Here is a 23540-nt window from a genome sequence, read left to right on the forward strand (position 1 = left end):
ATCAGAACTTTTTATCTTCAAAATACCCGATTTTACGCATTTGGTTGATTTCCAGCGATAAAACATCATACTCGGAAGCCACCTTGCCTTGTAAAATATAAAATCCATCCTTTTGAAAGGGATATTGCCGCAGACTGTCAGGAAAATGAACGGTATCTATAAAGGTGCCATCCTTATCCAGAAAAGTGCCGAAACACATTGGTTCTCCTTTACTGCTACGCAAAAATTTAGTGGTAACCAGGTAACCCAGCGTGGTAACGGAGTGGCCAACATGTTTCCCGAACTCACAGGCAGGCATATACGTACTTTGATCATGCTGTAATACGCTGAAAGGCGAATCCAGCGGAAAGCCCAACAGATCTATCTCATCAAAAGCATCTTCATGCGCATGGTAAGCCAGTTGGGGCAATTCACAGTCAACCGTTGCCGGCGCAAATAACGGGATCGCATGTACGCTGTTAGGGTCCTTGTTTTTTACCAGCAAACTGCTTTTCCACAATAATTCTTTTTTAGTGTGGCCGGTAAAGTTGAAACAACCAATACGGATCAGTAGTTCCAGTTGTTCCGGTCCGGGTGCTATCCTGGCAGTAAAATCTTCCAGGTGCAGAAATGGGCCGTAGTTTTTCCGTTCTTCCAGGATCTTCTCTGCCAGTAATTGTTCCAATCCCTCTACGTGGATGAGCCCTACATATACATCCCGTCCTTTAATTTTCGTAGGGTAGTCACTGTTATTAATACAGGGAGGATGCAGCTGCACGCCGGTTTTTTGTAGTTCCCGGAAATATAACTCCCTGTTGTAAAATCCGCCGAAGTTATTGATCACCGCTACCATAAATTCAGCGGGGAAATAAGTTTTCAGGTACAAACTCTGGTAGCTCTCTACCGCAAAACTGGCAGAATGTGCTTTGGAAAAAGAGAAATTGGCGAAGCTGGCTATTTGTCGCCATACCTCCATACTCACGTGTTCGGGATGTCCCTTTTCTTTGCAATTGGTGAAGAACCTTTTTTCTATCTGCTGAAAATCATTCGATCCTCTGTATTTGCCTGCCATAGCGCGACGTAGACTATCAGCATCTGCCAGTTCCATATTAGCATACTGGTGTGCTACTTTAATTACATCTTCCTGGTATACCATAATACCAAAGGTTTCTTTCAGTAATTCTTCGATAACCGGGTGCAGGTAGGTTACCTCGTTAGGTTTCCTGTATCGTTGTATGTATTGTTTCATCATGCCGGATTGTGCTACACCCGGGCGTATAATAGAGCTGGCAGCTACCAGCGAGAGGTAATTATCACATTCCAGCTTTAGCAGCAACTGCCGCATGGCAGGGGATTCTATGTAAAAGCAACCAATGGTATTTACAGTTTTCAGGTTGTGTTTTACACGGGTATCTATTTGAAATGCTTTTACATTATGGATATCAATGTCCACGTGCCTGTTTTCCTTAATGATATCAATGGCATCACGGATATGTCCCAGGCCGCGTTGACTCAGGATATCAAATTTATATAGCCCTATATCTTCTGCCTGGAACATGTCCAGTTGCGCTGTGCTGAAGCCTTTGGGTGGTAAGTGGGTAGTGCAGTAATGATGTATGGGTTCTTCACTGATGAGTATTCCGCCGGCATGTATGCTCAGGTGATTGGGGAATGATTTTTCGGTATCCATCAGTTTACTGAAATGCAATATTTTCTGTTGGATGTTGTCTCCGTCCAGTTTAATATTAAAGCCGTTTTCCAGTATTTTATCAATTTCTTTTTTAGGGAGTCCGTACACTTTTCCCAGTTCCCGTATAATAGCATTGGTTTGAAAGGTGGTTACCGTTCCAAGCAATGCTGTATGGGCTTTGCCGTATTGTTGAAAAACATATGCTATGATTTCATCGCGGTCGCGCCAGGAAAAATCAATATCAAAATCCGGTGGAGAGGAGCGATGGAGATTCAGAAAACGTTCGAAGTACAGATCTAACGCTATCGGATCTACGTCGGTTATTTTTAAACAATAGGCGATGATGGAATTGGCGCCACTGCCGCGCCCTACATAAAAGAAGCCGCGTTCCTGTGCATACCGGATAATATCCCAGGTGATGAGAAAATAGGCTTCAAAATTCAGTTGTGCTACAACGGCCAGTTCTTTTTCTATGCGGCTAAGTGCTGTTGTGTTATCATCTCCATAACGGTATTGCATACCTGCTAATGCCAGCTGTCGCAGCTTTTGCCGGTCTTCTTCCACACTACCCGTGAAAGTTTTTTTGTTACGGGAGATATGAAGATCCATTTCCACATTACATGCTTCCATTATTGTTAGCGTGTTTTGCACAATATGTGGATAAGCTTCAAAATGTTCCACGAGTTTTGCCGGAGGAATAAATTTTTCATCCGGAGAAGCGGTGGTAGTGGGTTGTAGCTGAGAGATGAGTATGTTTTGATCTACTGCACACAGCAAACGATGCAGTTCATAATGTTCATCATCCTGGAAGGTAACCGGATGCATGATCACCAGTTTGTCTTTAATAGCCAGGGTATCTACACGAAATAATTTATTGATATCGCGCGGCTTTATGCCGAGTAGCTCATGTGGTGCTAAGGTAGTGGCGGCGCGGCTTCCCCAGGCATATACTACAAATGTATCAGGCAGGTGCGGGGCCTGATCCGGGAATGGAATTTTCTCATGCAGGTATTCGGAGAGAAAGCAGTTGATGTGGTACCATCCTGCCTGGTTGCGTGCCAGTAAAATGTATTTAAAGTCAGACTCATTCCTGCATTCCACTCCCAGTATGGGTTTGATAAGATGTTGCCTGCACCGGTTTACAAAGTCCCATGCGTCGGAAGTCATATTGATATTGGTCAGTGCCATGCTGGTAACACCCATTTCGTGTGCTTGCTGCAGCAGGGTTTCCGCAGGCATGGTGCCGTAACGCAGACTGAAAAAAGTTTTGCAGTTGAGATACATAATATATAATAAGTAATACAAAGAATGATGCCTGACGGGCATTTGCTGGTAATAGCCGTTGCTATGAATACTATACTTTAAAATAAGGCATGATATCCTTTTTAGGTGCTTCGCGGCCCTTTCTGTCAGGAGGTATTACATTGGTGCCTTTCATCAGGTATTCCCAGCCAAAGCGGTTTTTGATCTGGTCAATGGCCTGATACAGGGCAATCATTTCCTGGCTGTCGTCGAAAATGCTGATCTGGTAATTGCCTTGTACGAGATGGCTGAAACGCACACCTATCAGGCGTACCAGCAACCGGCGGTCATATAGTTTTTTAAACAGTTCTTTCGCTTTTTCCAGCAGCACATGGTCGGAACAGGAATAGGGAATGGACATCTGTTTGGTAACGGTTTCAAAATCTGAATAGCGGAGTTTTAAAATAACGCAGCCGGTAAGTTTGTTTTGTTGTCGTAGTTCAAAAGCTATTTTTTCTGTCATACGCACCAGTTCTGCATGGAGAAATTCCATATCAATGGTATCTGTCGGAAAAGTACTTTCAGTAGAGATGGATTTTTGTTCATAGAAAGGCACTACGGGTGATTCGTCGATGCCATTGGCTTTTTTCCAGAGAGCAATACCGTTTTTTCCCATCCATGCTTCCAGCAGGGAGATGGGCACTTCACTGAGTGTTTTCACGGTTTCCACGCCCCGGCGTCTTAGGAGCGCCCCGGTTTCACGACCTACCATCGGGATCTTTTCTACGGCCAGCGGCGCTAAAAATGATTTCTCTTCACCAAAGAGTATTTCCAGTTGTCCGTTGGGTTTGGCTTCATCTGTGGCCACTTTGGAAATCAGTTTATTAGAGGCCAGTCCAAATGAAATAGGCAACCCGGATTCTTTCATGATGGCCTTTCTCAGCTCGGACGTCCATTTCAGCGAACCAAAATATTTATCCATGCCGGACAGATCGAGATAGAATTCATCGATGGATGATTTTTCATACAGAGGAGCTTTACTGGCAATGATATCGGTTACTTCCCGTGACTTCTCGCTGTACTTGTCCATGTCGCCGCTGCGCACAATAGCATGTGGACAAAGCCGCAGTGCCGTTTTCATAGGCATAGCGGAATGAATACCATAGCGCCTGGCCTCATAGCTACAGGCGGCTACCACCGCACGATCGCTGCTGCCGCCCACGAGTAGCGGTTTGCCTTTCAATCCGCTATCCTGCTGGCATTCCACTGACACAAAAAAACAATCCAGGTCAAAATGCGCAATAGTACGCTGTTGTAAAGCAATCATAAATACGTTGGTTTATGGATAAACAAAGGACGGAACAAACAAGCCGGTATAAAAGCGATACGGATGGCAGGCCGGGCGTAGGCAGGATAGTAAGCAGCAGGGTCTGCCAGCCGGAATCACTTTGCTTTTCGACTACTAAGGTACTAATAAATTTAGTATTACTAATAAATTTAGCAATTTTTATGTTGATTTATCTCTTTTTCAATTTTCGTAACTTTAACACAACATATCGGGCATACAATCTGTAGTAGATAAGAGAATGGAAATGAATTGAAAAGGGAATTAGTGAGCGATTACATTTAAACTATCTTCCCCATGAAACAACCGGATTATACCAAAGAATTACTTATCCTGGCTTTGTTGCTTGTTCCAATGGTATATTTGGCCATTATCTGGAATTATTTACCAGCCGTTATTCCAACAAATTTTAATGCAACGGGTGTACCTGAGCGGGTGGGGGCTAAGAGCGACTTCCTGTTGCTGATGATCTTTCTGTTCTTCACCAATGCCCTGATCTATTTTCTGTTTCGTTATATCCCCAAAGTGGATGAAACACAGGTAGTACCAGCCTCAACAGAAGCGGAGCTGAACAAGGAATATTACCGTATCCGTTTTCTGATTCATTCCTACCAGGCTGTATTTACCTGTATCATCATCTTTATGGTAAGTAAGGGGCAACCTTTTGTAATGGAGCATTGGGCGTTTGTTGGAGTAGGGTTGTTGATTGTTGGTATTGGTTATTATCTCCGCAAACTTAAACCCAATAACTATGTAGGGGTAAGAACGCCATGGACCCTTCAGAGCAGTGAAGTATGGACAGAAACGCATCGTATGGCCAGTAATTTATGGATCAGTGCGGGCGCGGTGATTATCGTAGCGGGCTTTTTTCTATCGCTGATAACAGGGGTTTTCATCATCTTCTTTGTGGCCATAGTGTTGGCAGCATTGCCTTATATTTATTCGTTCCGGTTGTATAATAAGGATAAAGGTTAACCCGGAGTTTAGCTTATTCAGTGGTCAATCAATACATAAAAAAAATGGCGGCACTAAAAGGGCCGCCATTGGTTTTTAGCTAATAGCTAAATGTTTTATTTAAAACCATCCTTTACCCAACGCTTCGCGGAAAGGCCATGGAATAAGTACAAATATCAGTACGAGTGCAATACCGAAAAATATCAGCGCCAGTTTGTGTTTTTGCGCATCAGTAGCAGCTTTCTTTACTTTGGATTTACCAATGTGCACCAGTGCAATGGCAATAACCGCCATGAATTCATGTTCCACTGTAAAGAATCTTAATGTCGGATTCTTCATCGCCGCCGCCATATCAGACATCCCGGCTTTTGCCAGGGGGCTGATAAACAAAAGGATAAGACCTACGAGTAACTGCAGATCACAAAAGATCATAAAAAAAAGTCCTGCCTTACTATCTGCACCGGTAAATGGTGTTTTGCCGGTAACGCCTTTTAATGCGCGGATAACTGCCCAGATCCCTGTCAGTACTATTGCCCATCTTAAAATTGAGTGAACATGTATTACGAAATCGTTCATATCGAGTTGGATTTTACCGGGCAAAAATAAGGAAGCAACACGAATATATTTTTTAATTCATAAAAATATTTGCTAATTTTGTTAGCAAGGTACTAAATTATTTAGGTTATGTCCGTAGTATGCCAGAATTTGAAATATCTGCGTAAGCAAAAAGCCTGGACGCAGCAAGAGTTTGCCGATAAACTCGGTATCAAACGTTCCCTGCTGGGTGCATATGAGGAAGAACGCGCAGAGCCACGTACAGAAATACTGGAACAGGTCAGTGACATGTTCCGGGTATCTATTGATGATCTGCTCCGTCGTGATCTTGGCTCCCAGAAAGATAATTTCCTTGAAAAGCGCCGCCAGCTAAAGCTGGGAAGCGCCCGCCAGTCTGCTATCCAGTTTGTGCCGGTAAAAGCTGCTGCGGGTTATCTCGCCGGCTATAATGATGAGGAATTTATTGAAGAGTTAAATACGTTTACACTGCCTATGCTGGGCGCAGGTGATTACCGTGCTTTTGAAATTGCCGGAGACTCCATGCTACCGGTTACTTCCGGGTCTGTTATTGTTTGCCATAAGGTAGATGGCTGGGAGGAAATAAAGAACAATGAAACCTACGTGGTGATTACTTCCCGGGAGGGTATTGTTTTTAAACGTATCCTCAAAAACAACCGCACGAAGGCTAAGATCACACTTGTGTCAGATAATCCACAGTTTGAACCCTACGGCGTAGAAATGGAAGAAGTGCTGGAATTATGGCAGTCAGACGCGGTTATCAGTAAAGCCGGCCAGCAAAGCCGTATGAGTGTGAACCACCTGGCAGACATGGTGAGTCACCTGCAGGACCAGGTAAGCCTGTTGAAGAAGAAGCTGAAGGACTAATAGCACATATTTATATGATAAATGATGATTGACGGTTATAAGCGGGGCGCTTCGGGCCGTCAATCATCATTTGCTATATGTAATTAACCCCTTAACTGCTCATTGCGTCATTCTTTATTCGCAATGTTTAATGAGATTCCCCCTACCCATTACCTGTTTATAGCCATTGTACGCCATTCACTACTCGTTATGGGTGGTTGTTGTCCATTAACTGTAAAAACGCTAATTTAGGGTATCTCAGACACGTAAATCAATCATCAGGATGAGGTTTCATGTTACTCTTACCGAGGCATTAAGACAACTGCAGAAAAGCGACGACGACTTTGCAGTATTGTTTGAACACGGTTCCATGCGGGGAATTATATTCGGTCCGGATGAGCTGGATGCACAGGAACCACATATTCAGGATGAGATTTACCTGGTTATGCGTGGAGGCGGAGAATTTGTAATGGAAGATAAAATTGTGACAGTAGGGATGGGAGATTTCCTGTTTGTCCCTGCTGGCGCGGAACACCACTTCCGAAACTTTACTCCCGACCTGTTATTATGGGTGATATTCTATGGTCAGGAAGGAGGAGAGAAAGAATAATTGGCACTGTATTTTGTTTTTCTGAAATCTTGTTTTATCTTTGCGATCCTAAAAATAAGAGGCAAAAATTATGTTGATCATTGATTCTAAAGATTGCGAAAACATAGACAAGGCGCTTAAAAAGTATAAAAAGAAATTTGAGAAAGCTCGCATATTATTGCAGCTGAGAACGCGCCAGTCTTTTACTAAACCTTCTGTTAAACGTCGTAACCAGGTGTTGAAAGCCGTTTACAAGCAACAGTTGGCTACCGGTAAATTTGAAGATTAATATTGTATTTAGCAATTAGCTAATTACGACTCAAAATATTTGATGATTGTAAGGTTATTTGATAACTTTACAATCATCAATCTTTTTGCGTTGAACGAACCATTATATTCCTTAGCAGAGCGGTTTATCTCCTATATTCAGCTCGAAAAGCGATACTCAGGACATACCTGTACGGCCTATCGCAATGATCTCTTCCAGTTTATAGACTATGTTACCCTTAGTTACAGCAGCATGCCTGTTGAAGATCTTACGCATGTAATGATCCGCAGCTGGTTATCCAGGCTAATGGAAGACGCCATGACGGCCAAAAGTGTAAACCGGAAAATCTCCACACTAAAATCCTTTTTCAAATATTGTCTGCGACAGGGGCTGATCAAACAATCGCCCATGATCAAAGTAATTGCGCCCAAGATAAGCCGGCGACTGCCCGGATACATTGAGGAAAAGGGTATGCGTGCCATTGAGGACAACGTAAGTCCGGTATCTGTTACGTCGCTCCACATATTTGCAGACGATTTTGAAGGCGCCACACATCGTCTCATCTTCGAAATCTTTTACCAGACGGGCATCCGGCTGTCGGAACTGATCTCTTTACTGGAATTCAGGGTAGACAAGAGTAACCTGTCTATAAAAGTAATGGGTAAGGGTGGGAAGGAACGGATTATCCCCATTAGTGCGGAGCTGAGTGCCCAAATAAGCAGCTATATGGACCAGAAGCGCAGTAACCTGGAAGAATTTGAAGGGGGCGTATTGCTGGTACACCCGCATAGCGGACAACGTTTGTATCCAAAATATGTGTACTTAACGGTGCGCAAATACCTCACTGAACATCAAATCACTACTTTAAAAAAGAAAAGCCCGCATATTTTGCGTCACACTTTTGCTACTCATCTGGCTAACAATGGAGCAGACCTGAATGCTATCAAAGAATTGTTGGGGCACTCCAGTCTCGCGGCCACACAGGTTTACACGCATAATACGATAGAGCAGTTGAAGAAGGTTTATAAACAGGCGCACCCAAAGGCGTAGTAGTATTTGGGCCTTTTAACAAAATATTACGCGCTGAAATAGTATTGCATTGCAAAAGTGACTATATTAGTAATCAAGTTCTTTCACACTAAACGAGAATGCCTATGACCGTAGTTTACGAACTAGAACCTAGATTGTTAAATATTTAAAAAAATAGTGCTATGAACGTACAAATCCAAACTGTGCATTTTGATGCTGATTCAAAATTGATTGATCACGTGAACAAAAAAATTCAAAAACTCAACACTTTTTATGATCGTATTGTCAGTGTAGATGTATTTCTCAAGTTGGACAATTTTGCGCATCAGGTCAAAGATAAAATAGCCGAGATAAGAGTACGAATACCCCGCCAGGATCTCTTTGTGAAGCACGAATCCAAGTCGTTCGAAGAGTCCTTTGACTTAGCTTTTGACTCCCTTGTTAGCCAGGTTAAAAAGCAGAAGGAAAAGAAATTTCAATAATTTTCTAAAATAATTTTGGAAATATTAATCTCTTTGCTACCTTTGCCATCCCGATTCAAAAAGAGGGTCGGTAAAGGTAGCAAAGTTCTTTATGGTAGGGCGTTTTAGGGGAAACAAATAAATTTTTAAATATTTGTAACAAACTGAAAAAAAGATTTTGAGAATTGAAAAAATCTCTTAATTTTGCGCTCTCTTTCAACGAGTTACTTTTTGAGAGAATGTTTTTTGAAAGATGCCAGCATAGCTCAGTTGGCCAGAGCTACTGATTTGTAATCAGTGGGTCGGGGGTTCGAATCCCTCTGCTGGCTCATCGATTTAGATTTGTTGTTTTGAGATGCAGGTATTGCATATTTGGATCTCAAAATAACAATATCAGGAAATCAAAAAATGTTAGGGCAGGTTCCAGAGCGGCCAAATGGGGCGGACTGTAAATCCGCTGACTACGTCTTCATAGGTTCGAATCCTATCCTGCCCACCAAAACAGCGTGTTCCGCTTTTGCCCTTCGCAGAGGCGGAACATAGTTGTTGAGAGGAGGTGAGTAATTCAGAAGTTTTAGCAGATTACCCTAGCCCTGTGGTACAACAGCCTTTTAAGTTCTTATTTTTATTCTGATAATTCTTAAGTGGAAAGTTTCAGTATTGTTTCTGGAAGCTTAATGAATTAAACATGCGGGAGTAGCTCAGTTGGTAGAGCGACAGCCTTCCAAGCTGTAGGTCGCGGGTTCGAACCTCGTCTCCCGCTCGTATTAAATGCAATTTTTCAAGCTGTTGTAGCTCAGGGGTAGAGCACTTCCTTGGTAAGGAAGAGGTCGTGAGTTCAATTCTCATCAACAGCTCAAGAATTTTAGAAGAATAGTTGTCGTGAGTAGTTATATCGCATCAACAAACTCCATAAAATTCGAATTTCGGAATTCGAATTTGTAAATTCCGCACTCCGAAATTAAAACTTAGCGTTGTAGCTCAATGGATGAGCAACCCATTTTTATTTAGGGGAAGGGCATGAGTTCAATTCTCATCAACGGTACAAGTTTGTAAAACCGTTTTTAAAAAACAACTATCAATACAATCTTTACAAACCATCTAAAAAGAAAATACAATGGCAAAAGAAACCTTCAAGCGGGATAAACCCCACGTAAACATTGGTACCATCGGCCACGTGGATCATGGTAAAACTACTTTGACTGCTGCCATTACCATGATTTTGGCAAATAAAGGTCTGGCAGAGAAGAGAGGATATGATGAGATCGATGCTGCTCCTGAAGAAAAAGAAAGAGGTATTACTATCAATACAGCTCACGTTGAGTATTCGACAGTTGCTCGTCACTACGCTCACGTTGACTGTCCTGGTCACGCGGATTATGTGAAGAATATGATCACCGGTGCTGCTCAGATGGACGGTGCTATCCTCGTGGTGGCAGCTACAGATGGTCCTATGCCGCAAACAAGAGAGCACATCCTGCTGGCTCGCCAGGTAGGTGTACCTCGTATCGTGGTATTCATGAACAAAGTTGATCTGGTAGACGATCCTGAACTGCTGGAACTGGTAGAAATCGAAATTCGTGATCTGCTGTCTTCTAACGGTTTTGATGGTGATAACGTTCCTGTAATCCAGGGTTCTGCAACTGGCGCTCTCGCTGGTGACGAAAAATGGGTGGCTGCTATCGACCAACTGATGGACGCTGTAGATTCTTACATTCCACTGCCTCCACGTCCGGTTGATCAACCGTTCCTGATGTCTGTAGAGGATGTATTCTCTATCACAGGTCGTGGTACTGTAGCAACTGGTCGTATCGAACGCGGTCGCATCAAAGTTGGTGAGAACGTTGAGATCGTAGGTCTGCTGGACGAACCACTGAAATCTACTTGTACTGGTGTTGAAATGTTCAAGAAATTGCTCGACGCTGGTGAAGCAGGTGATAACGCTGGTCTGTTGCTGCGTGGTATTGAAAAGACTCAGATCCGTCGTGGTATGGTTATCTGTCAGCCAGGTACCATCACTCCGCACACTGAATTCAAATGTGAAGTATACGTACTGAGCAAAGAAGAAGGTGGCCGTCACACTCCGTTCTTCAACAAATACCGTCCTCAGTTCTACTTCCGTACTACTGACGTAACAGGTGAAGTTGAATTACCAGCTGGTGTTGAAATGGTTATGCCAGGTGATAATGTTGGTCTGCAGGTTAAACTGATCCAACCAATCGCAATGGATAAAGGTCTGAAGTTCGCTATCCGTGAGGGTGGTCGTACAGTAGGTGCTGGTCAGGTTACTGAAATTCTGAAATAAGCAGCTATATAATATTAAAAGCCATTAGCTTTGGCCATTAAAAATCAGCTTTTATTAATATATTTGCTGACTGCTGAAAGCTTAAGCTAATGGCTTTATACACGGGTATGGTGCAACGGTAGCATACGGGTCTCCAAAACCTTTGATCTGGGTTCGAATCCTAGTACCCGTGCAAGGTTGAATAAATAATTAAATGGTTGAATTGTTGTTTTTTACAAAATAAAACAACTCAACCATTTTTTAGGCTTTAAACAATTGACCATAAAAAGTTAACTTTATATAATGAATAAGATCAGAAACTACTTCCGCGAGTCTTATCATGAATTGGTTTACAAGGTGTCCTGGCCTACCTGGCAAGAGCTCCAGTCATCTACCATGATTGTGCTGATAGCAACAATTTTTGTTACTGCGCTGGTTTGGGGCATGGATGCCGCTTCCAACTTCGTGTTAACACACTATTACGAAATATTCAAAGCTAAATAAATGGATGCAGCCAATATTCCTGCTCAGGAAACAAAGTGGTATGTACTCCGCGTTGTTAGTGGCAAGGAAAAAAAAGTGAAGGAATACCTGGATATTGAAGTGCGCCGCTCTGATTGGGGTAACGTAATCAGCCAGATTTTCCTGCCGGTAGAGAAAGTTTATAAAGTGGTGGCTGGTAAAAAGGTGATGCGCGAGAAAAACTTCTACCCCGGTTATGTGATGATTGAAGCCGTTGACGGTAAAATGACTGATGAAGTAATACAGGCTATACGTAATGTATCCGGTGTTATTCACTTCCTCGGAAAAGATAAACCTATCGCACTCCGTAAAGTTGAAGTAAACAAAATGTTAGGTAAGGTGGATGAACTGAGCGATCAGGGAATGACCATGAGCGAGCCTTTCATTGTTGGCGAAACCATTAAGATCATTGATGGTCCGTTCAACGACTTTAACGGTGTGATCGAAGAAGTAATTGAAGACAAGAAAAAACTGAAAGTAACTGTAAAGATCTTTGGTCGTGCTACCCCGGTAGAGCTGAATTTCATGCAGGTAGAGAAACTTTCGTAAGCCGTTATAAATTTTTTGTAAGAACCGTTCTGATCTTCAGAATGGTTCTTTTTCATTTTATTCCTTATTGCATTATGTATGAAACATGGCCTGATGGCCGGAGATAAAGGAGGAGTACGCTTTTATTATTAAATAGATCAGGGCAGGAAGGCTGTTTCAGAAAGCATTATGTAAGAAACTTGTATTTTAGATGTACCTTTGCGTACTCCGAATAATAAGGAAAATTTCCGGGAAATGCAATGAATTTGTAAAAAAAAGATGATCCAGAGCAAAAAGGATGCCCAATTTCAAATACTTTTTGACAATTTCATAATAATATATACCTTTGCATCCCCTTTAAAAGGTTATTTTAGTTCCTTTTAGTTTTGGGAGTCCTCTGTTTTGCAGCGGGCGTTTAACCAAATTAAATCAAAAAACATGGCAAAAGAGATTTCAACGTACGTGAAATTGCAGGTTAAAGGCGGCCAGGCCAACCCTGCACCTCCAATTGGTCCCGCACTGGGTTCCAAAGGTGTGAACATCATGGAGTTCTGCAAACAATTCAATGCCCGTACCCAGGATAAAATGGGTAAAGTATTGCCTGTGTTGCTGACTGTTTACACCGACAAATCTTTCGACTTCGTAATTAAGACTCCTCCTGCTGCTGTACAGTTGCTGGAAGCTGCTAAATTGCAAAGTGGTTCCAAAGAACCAAACCGTAACAAGGTGGGTAAAGTTTCCTGGAATCAGGTAGAAGCTATCGCACAAGATAAAATGGCTGACCTGAATTGCTTCACAATGGACAGCGCTATGAAAATGGTTGCCGGTACTGCACGTAGCATGGGTATTACTGTTGATGGTAAAGCCCCTTGGGAAAACTAATTGTTTCACCCTGTTGAGGCAGGATCTTAAAATCATTTTGACAAATGGCAACTAAAAAGAGAAAAGTCGCTGAAGCTAAGCTGGACAAAAACAAAGTGTACAGCCTGAAAGAAGCTTCTAACTTAGTTAAAGATATTAACTGTACTAAATTCGACAGTTCTGTCGATTTACATATCCGCTTAGGCGTTGATCCTAAGAAAGCTGACCAGGCTATCCGTGGTTCCGTTACGCTTCCGCACGGTACTGGTAAAACTAAAAAAGTTTTGGTGCTTTGCACACCAGATAAAGAAGCTTCTGCAAGAGAAGCGGGTGCTGATTTCGTTGGTCTGGATGAATTTATCCAGAAGATCGAAGCTGGCTGGACTGATATCGATGTAATCGTAGCTACTCCTGCTGTAATGCCGAAAATCGGTAAACTGGGTAAGATCTTAGGTCCACGTAACCTGATGCCGAACCCTAAGACTGGTACCGTTACTAACGATGTAGCAGCTGCAGTGAATGAAGTAAAAGGTGGTAAAATTACCTTCAAGGTTGATAAAGCTGGTATCATCCATGCTTCTATCGGTCGTGTATCTTTTGCTTCCGATAAAATTGAACAGAATTCTCTGGAGCTGATCAATGCTATTATCAGGCTGAAACCAGCTACTGCAAAAGGCGTATACCTGAAAGGTCTGTCTATGGCAAGCACTATGAGTCCTGGTATCGTAATCGACACTAAAACTGTTCAAAACTAATTGATCACGAGTTGTAGCCGTTATCTGTAAAGATGGGGCTTGCTACAAACGTTTTAATATGAATAAAGATCAAAAATCTGAAGCGATCGAACTGTTGAAAAGCAAGTTCGCTCAATATAGCAACTTTTACATCACCAACACTGAGTCATTAAGTGTTGCGCAGGTGAATGATTTAAGAAAGATTTGCTTTGATAAGAAAGTGGAAATGAAGGTGGCTAAAAACACCCTGATCCGCAAAGCATTGGAATCACTGGATAGCGAAAAATATGCTGGTGTTTTTGATGCCCTGAGTGGTGTAACTGCCCTGATGTTCTCTGACAGCCCGAAAGAGCCGGCTTTGATCATCTCCTCTTTCCGTAAAGCGAACAACAAACTGGAAAAACCTGTATTGAAAGCTGCATTTGTAGCTGATGAAATATATGTAGGCGACAACCAGTTAGTAGCGCTGACTAACATCAAGACCAAGAACGAGCTCATTGGCGAAGTTATCGGTCTGTTGCAATCTCCTGCAAAACGCGTTATCGCTGCTTTGCTGGAAAAAGGCAAGAAAGAAGAAGCTGCAGTGGAAGCACCAGCAGCAGAATAAAGCTTTTAGCCTTTGGCCATTAGCTTTTAGTTTAACTAACTGCTAAAAGCTAACCGCTAAGTGCTCTCAAAAATTTGGCTTCCAAGTCACAATATAATTAACAAACATTACAAACATTACATTAAAACATTATAAAATGGCAGACGTAAAAGCATTAGCTGAACAATTAGTAGGTTTAACTGTTAAGGAAGTACAGGAACTCGCAGATGTACTGAAATCTGAATATGGTATCGAACCAGCTGCTGCTGCAGTTGTAGTTTCTGCAGGTGGTGGCGAAGCTGCTGCTGTTGAAGAAAAAACCGCATTCAACGTAGTTCTGAAAGCTGCTGGAGCAAGCAAACTGAATGTTGTAAAGATCGTTAAAGATCTGACCGGCTTAGGTCTGAAAGAAGCGAAAGAACTGGTTGACGGTGCGCCAAAATCTATCAAAGAAGGCGTAAGCAAAGCTGAGGCAGAAGACCTGAAAGCTAAGCTGACTGAAGCTGGTGCTGATGTTGAAATTCAGTAATTCTTTGCTTAAGTATACATCTTTTACAAGGTCAAAAGTGCTTTTGCACTTTTGGCCTTATTCCCTTTGGGAAAGTGTCTTTTTCAGAGAGTCAAAATGGGGAATCACTAAATAAGGTGACTTTGACAATGTGCAGAAGGCATAAATAAATTAGGATGGTATTGGCAAAGAAATCTTAATTTCCCTAATTCTTACAAGTCATATAACTGCTAACTTCGAATATGTCTCTAAAAAAAGCCCAAACAAACGAAAGAGTAAATTTTGGAAAGATCAAACAAGTTACTGAGACACCGGATCTGTTGGCTATCCAAATCCAATCTTTCAAGGATTTCTTCCAATTAGAAACCACACCAGACAAGCGGAATAACGAAGGCCTTTTTAAAGTATTTAAAGAGAACTTCCCGATTACAGATACCAGAAATATCTTTAATCTGGAATTCCTGGATTATTTCGTGGATCCTCCACGTTATACTATCGAGGAATGTATTGAGCGTGGGCTTACTTATTCCGTACCGTTGAAGGCTAAACTTCGTCTCAGCTGTAATGACGAGGAGCATGTGGATTTCCAGACGATTGTTCAGGATGTGTTCTTAGGTAACATTCCTTACATGACTCCAAGAGGTACTTTCGTTATTAATGGTGCTGAGCGCGTAGTTGTATCACAACTGCATCGTTCACCTGGTGTTTTCTTTGGTCAATCTGTACATCCGAATGGAACCAAGATCTACTCTGCAAGGGTGATCCCATTCAAGGGTGCATGGATGGAGTTTGCAACGGACATCAACAACGTGATGTACGCTTACATCGACCGTAAGAAGAAGTTTCCGGTTACCACTCTGTTACGTGCCATCGGCTATGAAACAGATAAGGATATCCTGCAGCTGTTTGGCATGGCAGATGAAGTAAAAGCAGACAAAAAGAGTCTTGATAAATATGCCGGCAAAAAGCTGGCTGCCCGTGTTTTAAGAAGCTGGGTAGAAGACTTTGTGGATGAAGATACCGGTGAGGTGGTGAGCATCGAGCGTAATGAAATTATGCTGGAGCGTGATAGCATTCTGGATGAAGCGAATATCGAGACCATCGTAGACATGGGCCTGAAAAGCGTTTTCGTACAGAAAGAAGAGGTGAGCGGCGATTTCTCCATCATCTACAATACATTAAATAAGGATACATCTAACTCCGAGCTGGAAGCTGTTCAGCACATCTACCGCCAACTGCGCGGTGCGGATGCGCCGGATGATGAAACGGCAAGGGGTATCATCGATAAATTATTCTTCTCCGACAAGCGTTATGATCTCGGGGACGTTGGTCGTTATAAGATCAACAGAAAATTAGGTCTTCCTACGCCGTTAGACATGAAAGTGTTAACGAAGGATGACATCATTTCCATCATCAAGTACCTGGTACAACTGACCAACGGTAAAGCGGAGATCGATGATATTGATCACTTAAGTAACCGTCGTGTCCGTACTGTAGGCGAGCAGTTATATGCTCAGTTTGGTGTTGGTTTGGCACGTATGGCCCGTACCATCCGTGAAAGAATGAACGTACGTGACAATGAGGTATTTACTCCGGTGGATCTGATTAATGCGAGGACGCTGTCTTCCGTAATCAACTCCTTCTTCGGTACTTCCCAGTTGTCGCAGTTCCTGGATCAAACGAACCCACTGTCTGAAATCACCCACAAACGTCGTATCTCCGCACTCGGACCCGGCGGTTTGAGTCGTGAAAGAGCAGGCTTTGAGGTACGTGACGTTCACTATAGCCACTATGGCCGTTTGTGTACCATTGAAACACCGGAAGGACCAAACATCGGTCTGATTTCTACCCTTTGCGTACACGCTAAGGTGAATGAAATGGGCTTCATTGAAACACCTTACCGTAAAGTAAGAGATGGTAAAGTGGATATGCATAAAGTGGAGTTCCTGAGTGCTGAAGAAGAAGATTCTGTGAAGATTGCACAGGCGAACGCCCCACTGGATGAAAAAGGACATTTCTTAAACGAAAAAGTAAAATCCCGCGAAACCGGTGACTTCCCGATTCTCGACAGAGAAGATGTGGAATTCATGGACGTGGCGCCTAACCAGATCGTAGGTTTGAGTGCTTCGCTGATTCCGTTCCTGGAACACGATGATGCCAACCGTGCGTTGATGGGATCAAACATGCAACGTCAGGCGGTGCCTTTGCTGAACCCTGAAGTGCCTATCGTTGGTACTGGTTTGGAAGGTAAAGCTGCGCGTGACTCCCGTTTGCAGATTACTGCTGATGGTAATGGTGTGATCGAATTTGTGGATGCAAATGAAATTCATGTTCGTTACGAGCGTGATGAAATGCAGAAACTGGTGAGCTTTGAAGACGATCTGATCGTTTACACACTGACCAAATTCGTTAAAACCAACCAGAGCACCTGTATTAACCTGAGACCTTGCGTGAAGAAAGGCCAGCGTGTTAAGGACGGCGACTTCCTCACAGAAGGTTATGCTACCCGCGGTGGTGAACTGGCACTGGGACGCAACCTGAAGGTAGCGTTCATGCCATGGAAAGGTTACAACTTTGAGGATGCGATCGTAATCTCTGAGCGTGTTGCACGTGAGGATCTGTTTACATCTATCCACATCGATGAATACGAACTGGAAGTACGTGATACTAAACTGGGTGAAGAAGAACTGACACCAGATATTCCTAACGTGAGCGAAGAGGCTACAAAAGACCTCGACCAGAACGGTATCATCCGTGTTGGTGCGCACATTAAAGAAGGGGATATCCTGATCGGTAAAATCACACCACGTGGTGAGTCTGATCCTTCTCCTGAAGAAAAACTGTTAAGAGCGATCTTCGGTGATAAGGCTTCTGATGCGAAAGATGCTTCTCTGAAAGCGCCTCCGTCAACAGAAGGTGTGGTGATCGACAAAAAACTGTTTAGCCGCGCTAAGAAAGATAAGAATTCTAAAACCCGCGAGAAAGCAGCTATCGAGAAACTGGAGAAAATTCACCAGAAGAATGCGGAAGATGTGCTGGAAGTGTTGATGAGCAAGTTGCTGGTATTACTGAAGGATAAAACCTCTCAGGGTATTACCAACACTTACGGTGAAGTACTGATCTCTAAGGGTTCCAAGTTCTCTCCGAAGAACCTGGTAAATGTTGATTTCATGAACGTGAACCCACTGGGCTGGACTACAGACGAGGTGGTAAACGATCAGATCAATACCCTGTTGCATAACTATAACATCAAGTTCAACGAAGAGCTGGGTCGTTACAAACGTGAGAAGTTCAACATCTCTATTGGTGATGAGCTGCCAGCGGGCGTACTGAAACTGGCGAAGGTTTACCTGGCCAGCAAGCGTAAGTTGAAAGTGGGTGATAAGATGGCGGGACGTCACGGTAACAAGGGTATCGTTGCCAAGATTGTGCGTGATGAAGACATGCCTTTCTTGTCTGATGGTACACCACTGGATATCGTACTGAACCCACTTGGGGTACCTTCCCGTATGAACCTTGGACAGATCTACGAAACCGTATTAGGTTGGGCTGGTCTGAAACTGGGTGTACGTTTTGCTACTCCGATCTTTGACGGTGCTACTACAGATGAAATTGCTGATTATATCAAGGAAGCAGGATTACCTAGTTTTGGTCACGCTTACCTGCATGATGGTGAAACGGGAGATCGTTTCCACCAGAAAGCAACCGTAGGTGTTATCTATATGCTTAAACTGAGCCACATGGTGGATGATAAGATGCACGCCCGTTCAATCGGACCGTACAGCTTGATCACACAACAACCATTGGGTGGTAAAGCACAGTTTGGTGGTCAGCGTTTTGGTGAGATGGAGGTATGGGCACTTGAAGCATACGGTGCATCCAATATCCTGCAGGAACTGCTTACAATTAAATCTGATGATATCGTGGGTCGTGCCAAAGCATATGAATCTATCGTGAAAGGTGACAACATACCTAAAGCGGGTGTGCCTGAATCCTTCAACGTATTGATCCATGAATTGCGTGGTCTGGGTCTGGATCTGAAATTTGACTAAAGCTATTAGCCATTAGTTGTTAGCATTTAGCTAACAGCTAATGGTTTACAAGATTAAATTTCATCTCGTCTCAAACTAATTTTGCCAATAGCTAATAACTAACGGCTAACCGCTAAAAGCTAATTACAGATGGCTATCAAAAAAGAAAATCGTCCTAAATCAAATTTTAATAGCATTACCATCAGTCTGGCTTCTCCGGATGTTATCCTGGAGCGTTCATACGGTGAAGTGCTGAAACCAGAAACTATCAACTACCGTACTTACAAGCCGGAACGTGATGGTTTATTCTGCGAAAGAATATTCGGGCCTGTAAAGGATTACGAATGTTATTGCGGAAAGTATAAGCGTATCCGTTATAAGGGTATTGTGTGCGATCGTTGCGGTGTTGAAGTAACGGAGAAGAAAGTACGTCGCGAAAGAATGGGCCATATTCGTTTAGTGGTTCCCGTTGTACACATATGGTATTTCAAATCCTTGCCAAATAAGATCGGTTACCTGTTGGGAATGTCTTCCAAAAAACTGGAAACCATCGTTTATTACGAGAGATACGTAATTATTCAGGCAGGTATGAAGCAGGAGAAAGGTATGAACTATGGTGATTTGCTCACTGAAGAAGAATATCTGGATATCCTGGATACCTTACCAAAAGACAATCAGCTGTTGCCGGATGAAGATCCCAACAAGTTTATTGCCAAGATGGGTGCTGAAGCGGTAGAAATGATGCTGGCCCGTATTGATCTGGACAGTCTTTCCTATCAGCTGCGTAACCAGGCTGCTACTGAAACTTCCCAGCAACGTAAAGCGGAAGCGCTGAAACGTTTGAGTGTAGTGGAAGCTTTCCGTGAAGCTAACGGTCGTGTAGAAAACCGTCCTGAATGGATGGTGATGCAATATATTCCTGTGGTACCTCCGGAACTGCGTCCGTTAGTTCCTTTGGATGGTGGCCGTTTCGCGTCTTCTGACCTGAACGATCTTTACCGCAGGGTGATCATCCGTAACAATCGCCTGAAACGTTTGATCGAAATTAAGGCACCTGAGGTGATCCTGCGTAACGAAAAACGTATGCTGCAGGAAGCGGTAGATTCCCTGTTCGACAATTCCCGTAAATCCAATGCGGTGAAAGCGGAAGGTGGTCGTGCGCTGAAATCACTGTCAGATGTACTGAAAGGTAAGCAAGGTCGTTTCCGTCAAAACTTGTTAGGTAAACGTGTGGATTACTCCGGTCGTTCTGTTATCGTGGTAGGTCCTGAACTGAAACTGCATGAGTGTGGTTTACCTAAAGACATGGCGGCTGAGCTGTTTAAACCGTTCATTATCCGTAAACTGATTGAAAGAGGCATCGTTAAAACCGTGAAATCAGCTAAGAAGCTGGTAGATCGTAAAGAAGCGGTGGTTTGGGATATCCTGGAAAACGTATTGAAAGGTCACCCGGTTATGTTAAACCGTGCTCCGACCCTTCACCGTTTGTCCATTCAGGCTTTCCAGCCTAAACTGGTGGAAGGTAAAGCGATTCAGTTGCACCCACTCGTGTGTTCTGCGTTTAACGCGGATTTCGATGGTGACCAGATGGCGGTACACGTACCGTTAAGCAATGCTGCTGTTCTGGAAGCCCAACTTTTGATGCTGTCATCTCATAACATCCTTAACCCGCAGAATGGTACGCCAATCACCCTGCCTTCACAGGACATGGTTCTTGGTTTGTATTACATTACCAAGGGTAAGAAAACGATGGATGGCGTAGTAGTAAGAGGAGAAGGTAAAGCTTTCTATTCTGCTGAAGAAGTAATCATCGCACTGAATGAAGATCGTATTGATCTGCACGCACACATCCGTGTAAAAGCTGATGTAAGAAATGCAGATGGTAGCCTGGAAAGAAAACTGATCGAAACCACTGTAGGCCGCGTACTGTTTAATCAGCACGTTCCTAAAGCGGCCGGTTATGTAAATGCCCTGCTGACCAAGAAATCACTGCGTGAAATCATTGGTGATATCATCAAAGCAACTGACATTCCAAAGACTGCGAAGTTCCTGGATGACATCAAACAATTAGGTTTCCGCATGGCGTTCCGCGGTGGTCTGTCATTTAACATTAATGACCTGATCATTCCGGATGTTAAGCAGGACATGATTGATGGTGCGGCCGGTGAAGTAGAAGAAGTTTGGGAGAACTATAATATGGGTCTGATTACCAACAACGAGCGCTATAACCAGATCATTGATATCTGGTCACGTGTGGATACGAAGGTAACAGAAACACTGATCCGTGAGCTGGCGGCCGACAAGCAAGGGTTCAACTCTGTATATATGATGTTGGATTCCGGTGCGCGTGGTTCCAAGCAGCAGATCAAACAGCTGGCTGGTATCAGAGGTCTGATGGCCAAGCCGCGTAAGAGTGGATCTACCGGTTCTGAGATCATTGAAAACCCGGTATTGTCCAACTTTAAGGATGGTTTGAACGTATTGGAATACTTCATCTCTACGCACGGTGCCCGTAAGGGTCTTGCGGATACGGCGTTGAAAACAGCAGATGCGGGTTATCTGACCCGTCGTCTGGTAGACGTTGCGCAGGATGTGGTAATTAACGAAGAAGATTGCGGCACTCTCCGTGGTATTGCAACTTCAGCGTTGAAAGATAACGAGGAAGTGATCGAAACATTATACGATCGTATCCTTGGCCGTACTTCTCTGCATGATGTATACGATCCTATCAGTGAAGAACTGATTGTTGCTGCTGGTCAACAGATCACAGAAGAGATCGGACACATAATTGAAGAAAGTTCTATTGAAGCTGTAGAAATCCGCTCCGTACTGACTTGCGAAAGCCGTCGTGGTGTGTGTGTGAGATGCTATGGTAAAAACCTGGCGAGCGGTTATACTGCACAAAGAGGTGATGCTGTAGGTATCATCGCTGCGCAGTCTATCGGTGAGCCTGGTACACAGTTGACACTGCGTACCTTCCACGTGGGTGGTGTGGCCGGTTCTACTTCCGTTGAATCCGGTATGCCAGCTAAGTTTGATGGTACCGTACAGTTTGATGGTTTGCGTACAACCACCTATGAAAATAACCAGGGTGAAAAAGTACAGATCGTTATTGGCCGTACAGGTGAGCTGCGTATCATGGATGTGAAGAACGACCGTTTGCTGGTAACCAACAACATTCCTTACGGTTCTACCTTACTGGTAAAAGACGGACAGAAAGTTGCGAAAGGTGATTTGATCTGCACATGGGATCCGTTCAATGCCGTGATCGTGTCTGAAATACCTGGTACTATTCGTTTCGATAGCATCATAGAAGGTATCACCTTCCGTGAAGAAGCGGATGAACAAACAGGTCACCGTGAGAAAGTAGTAATTGAAACAAAAGATAAAAATAAGATTCCGTCTATCCTGGTAGAAGGTAACAAAGAGGTGAAATCATACAACTTACCGGTTGGTTCTCATATCGTGATCACTGAAGGTGACAAGGTTAGATCCGGTCAGGTAATCGTGAAGATCCCACGTGTTATCGGTAAACTGCGGGATATCACGGGTGGTCTGCCACGTGTAACCGAGCTGTTTGAAGCCCGTAACCCAAGCAACCCTGCTATCGTTTCTGAAATTGATGGTGTGGTAGCATTTGGTAACATTAAACGTGGTAACCGCGAAATCATTATCGAAAGCCGTGAAGGTCAGATCAAGAAATACCTGGTGCCTTTAACACGTCATATCCTGGTACAGGACGGTGACTTTGTGAAAGCCGGTACTTCCCTGTCTGATGGTTCTACTACTCCGGCGGATATCCTGTCCATTAAAGGACCGTTTGCCGTACAGGAATACCTGGTAAATGAAATCCAGGAAGTATACCGTTTACAGGGTGTGAAGATCAACGATAAGCACATTGAGGTGATTGTTCGCCAGATGATGCGTAAGGTTAACATTGAGGATCCCGGAGACACCCGCTTCCTCGAAGGTGATACCGAAGATAAATTTGAGTTCTTCGAAGAAAACGATATGATCTACGATAAGAAGGTTGTAACGGAAGCAGGCGAATCTACTAACCTGAAACCAGGTCAGATAGTTACACTGCGTCAGGTTCGTGAAGAAAACTCACTGTTACGTCGTTCAGATAAGAAACTGGTTGAATTCCGTGATGCAAGTCCGGCTACATCCAGCCCGCTGTTGCAAGGTATTACCAAAGCGTCTTTGGGTACCCGCAGCTGGATCTCTGCTGCTTCGTTCCAGGAAACCACCAAAGTACTGTCACAGGCAGCTATCAACGGTAAGACCGATGATATGATGGGTCTGAAGGAGAATGTGATCACAGGTCATCTGATCCCTGCAGGTACTGGTTTACGTGAGTTTGAAAACATGATCGTAGGTTCTAAAGAAGAATACGATATCCTGGCATCTTCTAAAGAAGTGTTCCAGTTTGATGAAGAAGAATAGTGCTGTAAAGCATCTTCAAGATATAAAAGCCCTTCTGTGTAAACAGAAGGGCTTTTTGTTTTGT

At 43.4% G+C, this 23540-nt stretch carries 18 protein-coding genes and 6 tRNA genes; 21 read left to right on the forward strand and 3 right to left on the reverse strand.

Annotation, left to right across the window (positions count from 1 at the left end; all coding sequences use genetic code 11):
- Position 1: 1 nt before the first annotated feature.
- The gene (locus tag CLV51_RS10175) at positions 2-2953 is read right to left on the reverse strand and encodes a DNA polymerase III subunit alpha (protein ID WP_106527932.1); all 2952 of its coding nucleotides are present in this window, start codon (positions 2951-2953) and stop codon (positions 2-4) included.
- A 70-nt stretch (positions 2954-3023) separates the two neighbouring features.
- A complete protein-coding gene (dinB, locus tag CLV51_RS10180; RefSeq protein ID WP_106527933.1) occupies positions 3024-4238 on the reverse strand; it encodes a DNA polymerase IV in 1215 nt (404 codons plus the stop codon).
- A 315-nt stretch (positions 4239-4553) separates the two neighbouring features.
- Between dinB and CLV51_RS10185 the strand changes: the two genes are divergently transcribed.
- The gene (locus CLV51_RS10185; RefSeq protein ID WP_106527934.1) at positions 4554-5231 is read left to right on the forward strand and encodes an SdpI family protein; all 678 of its coding nucleotides are present in this window, start codon (positions 4554-4556) and stop codon (positions 5229-5231) included.
- 99 nt (positions 5232-5330) lie between these two features.
- Here CLV51_RS10185 and CLV51_RS10190 read toward each other — a convergent pair whose 3' ends face one another.
- A complete protein-coding gene (locus CLV51_RS10190) occupies positions 5331-5786 on the reverse strand; it encodes a hypothetical protein (RefSeq protein ID WP_106527935.1) in 456 nt (151 codons plus the stop codon).
- 108 nt (positions 5787-5894) lie between these two features.
- On the opposite strand from CLV51_RS10190, the gene CLV51_RS10195 reads away from it, so the two are divergent.
- The 20 genes from CLV51_RS10195 (at position 5895) to rpoC (ending at position 23476) form a co-directional block, all read left to right on the forward strand.
- Positions 5895-6650: an XRE family transcriptional regulator gene (locus CLV51_RS10195; protein ID WP_106527936.1), complete on the forward strand. Its 756-nt coding sequence runs from the start codon at positions 5895-5897 to the stop codon at positions 6648-6650.
- A 262-nt stretch (positions 6651-6912) separates the two neighbouring features.
- Entirely contained in the window at positions 6913-7239 is a 327-nt protein-coding gene (locus CLV51_RS10200) for a cupin domain-containing protein (protein ID WP_106527937.1), read from the forward strand.
- A 70-nt stretch (positions 7240-7309) separates the two neighbouring features.
- Positions 7310-7507 carry a 30S ribosomal protein S21 gene (gene rpsU, locus CLV51_RS10205; RefSeq protein ID WP_079470678.1) on the forward strand — a complete coding sequence of 66 codons (198 nt, stop codon included), beginning with the start codon at positions 7310-7312 and terminating at the stop codon, positions 7505-7507.
- Between the two features lie 90 nt (positions 7508-7597).
- Positions 7598-8536 (forward strand): tyrosine-type recombinase/integrase, encoded by a 939-nt coding sequence (locus tag CLV51_RS10210; RefSeq protein WP_245898676.1) that lies wholly within the window; start codon positions 7598-7600, stop codon positions 8534-8536.
- 161 nt (positions 8537-8697) lie between these two features.
- Complete coding sequence (hpf, locus tag CLV51_RS10215) at positions 8698-8997, forward strand: ribosome hibernation-promoting factor, HPF/YfiA family (RefSeq protein WP_106527939.1); 300 nt, start codon at positions 8698-8700, stop codon at positions 8995-8997.
- A gap of 234 nt (positions 8998-9231) precedes the next feature.
- Positions 9232-9305 (forward strand) — tRNA-Thr (locus CLV51_RS10220).
- 85 nt (positions 9306-9390) lie between these two features.
- Positions 9391-9475: transfer RNA gene (locus tag CLV51_RS10225), tRNA-Tyr, on the forward strand.
- 191 nt (positions 9476-9666) lie between these two features.
- Positions 9667-9739, forward strand: a tRNA-Gly gene (locus CLV51_RS10230).
- A gap of 22 nt (positions 9740-9761) precedes the next feature.
- Positions 9762-9833 (forward strand) — tRNA-Thr (locus CLV51_RS10235).
- A gap of 113 nt (positions 9834-9946) precedes the next feature.
- Positions 9947-10021, forward strand: a tRNA-Lys gene (locus tag CLV51_RS10240).
- 72 nt (positions 10022-10093) lie between these two features.
- Positions 10094-11281, forward strand: coding sequence for an elongation factor Tu (gene tuf / locus CLV51_RS10245; RefSeq protein ID WP_106527940.1), 1188 nt, complete (start codon positions 10094-10096; stop codon positions 11279-11281).
- A 101-nt stretch (positions 11282-11382) separates the two neighbouring features.
- Positions 11383-11453, forward strand: a tRNA-Trp gene (locus CLV51_RS10250).
- A gap of 110 nt (positions 11454-11563) precedes the next feature.
- Positions 11564-11764: a preprotein translocase subunit SecE gene (gene secE / locus CLV51_RS10255; RefSeq protein ID WP_106527941.1), complete on the forward strand. Its 201-nt coding sequence runs from the start codon at positions 11564-11566 to the stop codon at positions 11762-11764.
- Complete coding sequence (nusG, locus tag CLV51_RS10260) at positions 11765-12331, forward strand: transcription termination/antitermination protein NusG (protein WP_106527942.1); 567 nt, start codon at positions 11765-11767, stop codon at positions 12329-12331.
- 417 nt (positions 12332-12748) lie between these two features.
- A complete protein-coding gene (rplK, locus tag CLV51_RS10265; protein WP_106527943.1) occupies positions 12749-13192 on the forward strand; it encodes a 50S ribosomal protein L11 in 444 nt (147 codons plus the stop codon).
- Between the two features lie 44 nt (positions 13193-13236).
- The gene (gene rplA / locus CLV51_RS10270; protein WP_106527944.1) at positions 13237-13926 is read left to right on the forward strand and encodes a 50S ribosomal protein L1; all 690 of its coding nucleotides are present in this window, start codon (positions 13237-13239) and stop codon (positions 13924-13926) included.
- Positions 13927-13984: 58 nt separating this feature from the next.
- On the forward strand, positions 13985-14512 hold the full coding sequence (gene rplJ / locus CLV51_RS10275) for a 50S ribosomal protein L10 (RefSeq protein ID WP_106527945.1): 528 nt from the start codon (positions 13985-13987) through the stop codon (positions 14510-14512).
- A 136-nt stretch (positions 14513-14648) separates the two neighbouring features.
- Complete coding sequence (rplL, locus tag CLV51_RS10280) at positions 14649-15020, forward strand: 50S ribosomal protein L7/L12 (RefSeq protein WP_106527946.1); 372 nt, start codon at positions 14649-14651, stop codon at positions 15018-15020.
- 221 nt (positions 15021-15241) lie between these two features.
- Positions 15242-19051 (forward strand): DNA-directed RNA polymerase subunit beta, encoded by a 3810-nt coding sequence (rpoB, locus tag CLV51_RS10285; RefSeq protein ID WP_106527947.1) that lies wholly within the window; start codon positions 15242-15244, stop codon positions 19049-19051.
- A gap of 129 nt (positions 19052-19180) precedes the next feature.
- Positions 19181-23476, forward strand: coding sequence for a DNA-directed RNA polymerase subunit beta' (rpoC, locus tag CLV51_RS10290; RefSeq protein WP_106527948.1), 4296 nt, complete (start codon positions 19181-19183; stop codon positions 23474-23476).
- Positions 23477-23540 lie beyond the last annotated feature (64 nt).

It is taken from the genome of Chitinophaga niastensis (genome assembly GCF_003014755.1).
GTDB classification, from domain to species: domain Bacteria; phylum Bacteroidota; class Bacteroidia; order Chitinophagales; family Chitinophagaceae; genus Chitinophaga; species Chitinophaga niastensis.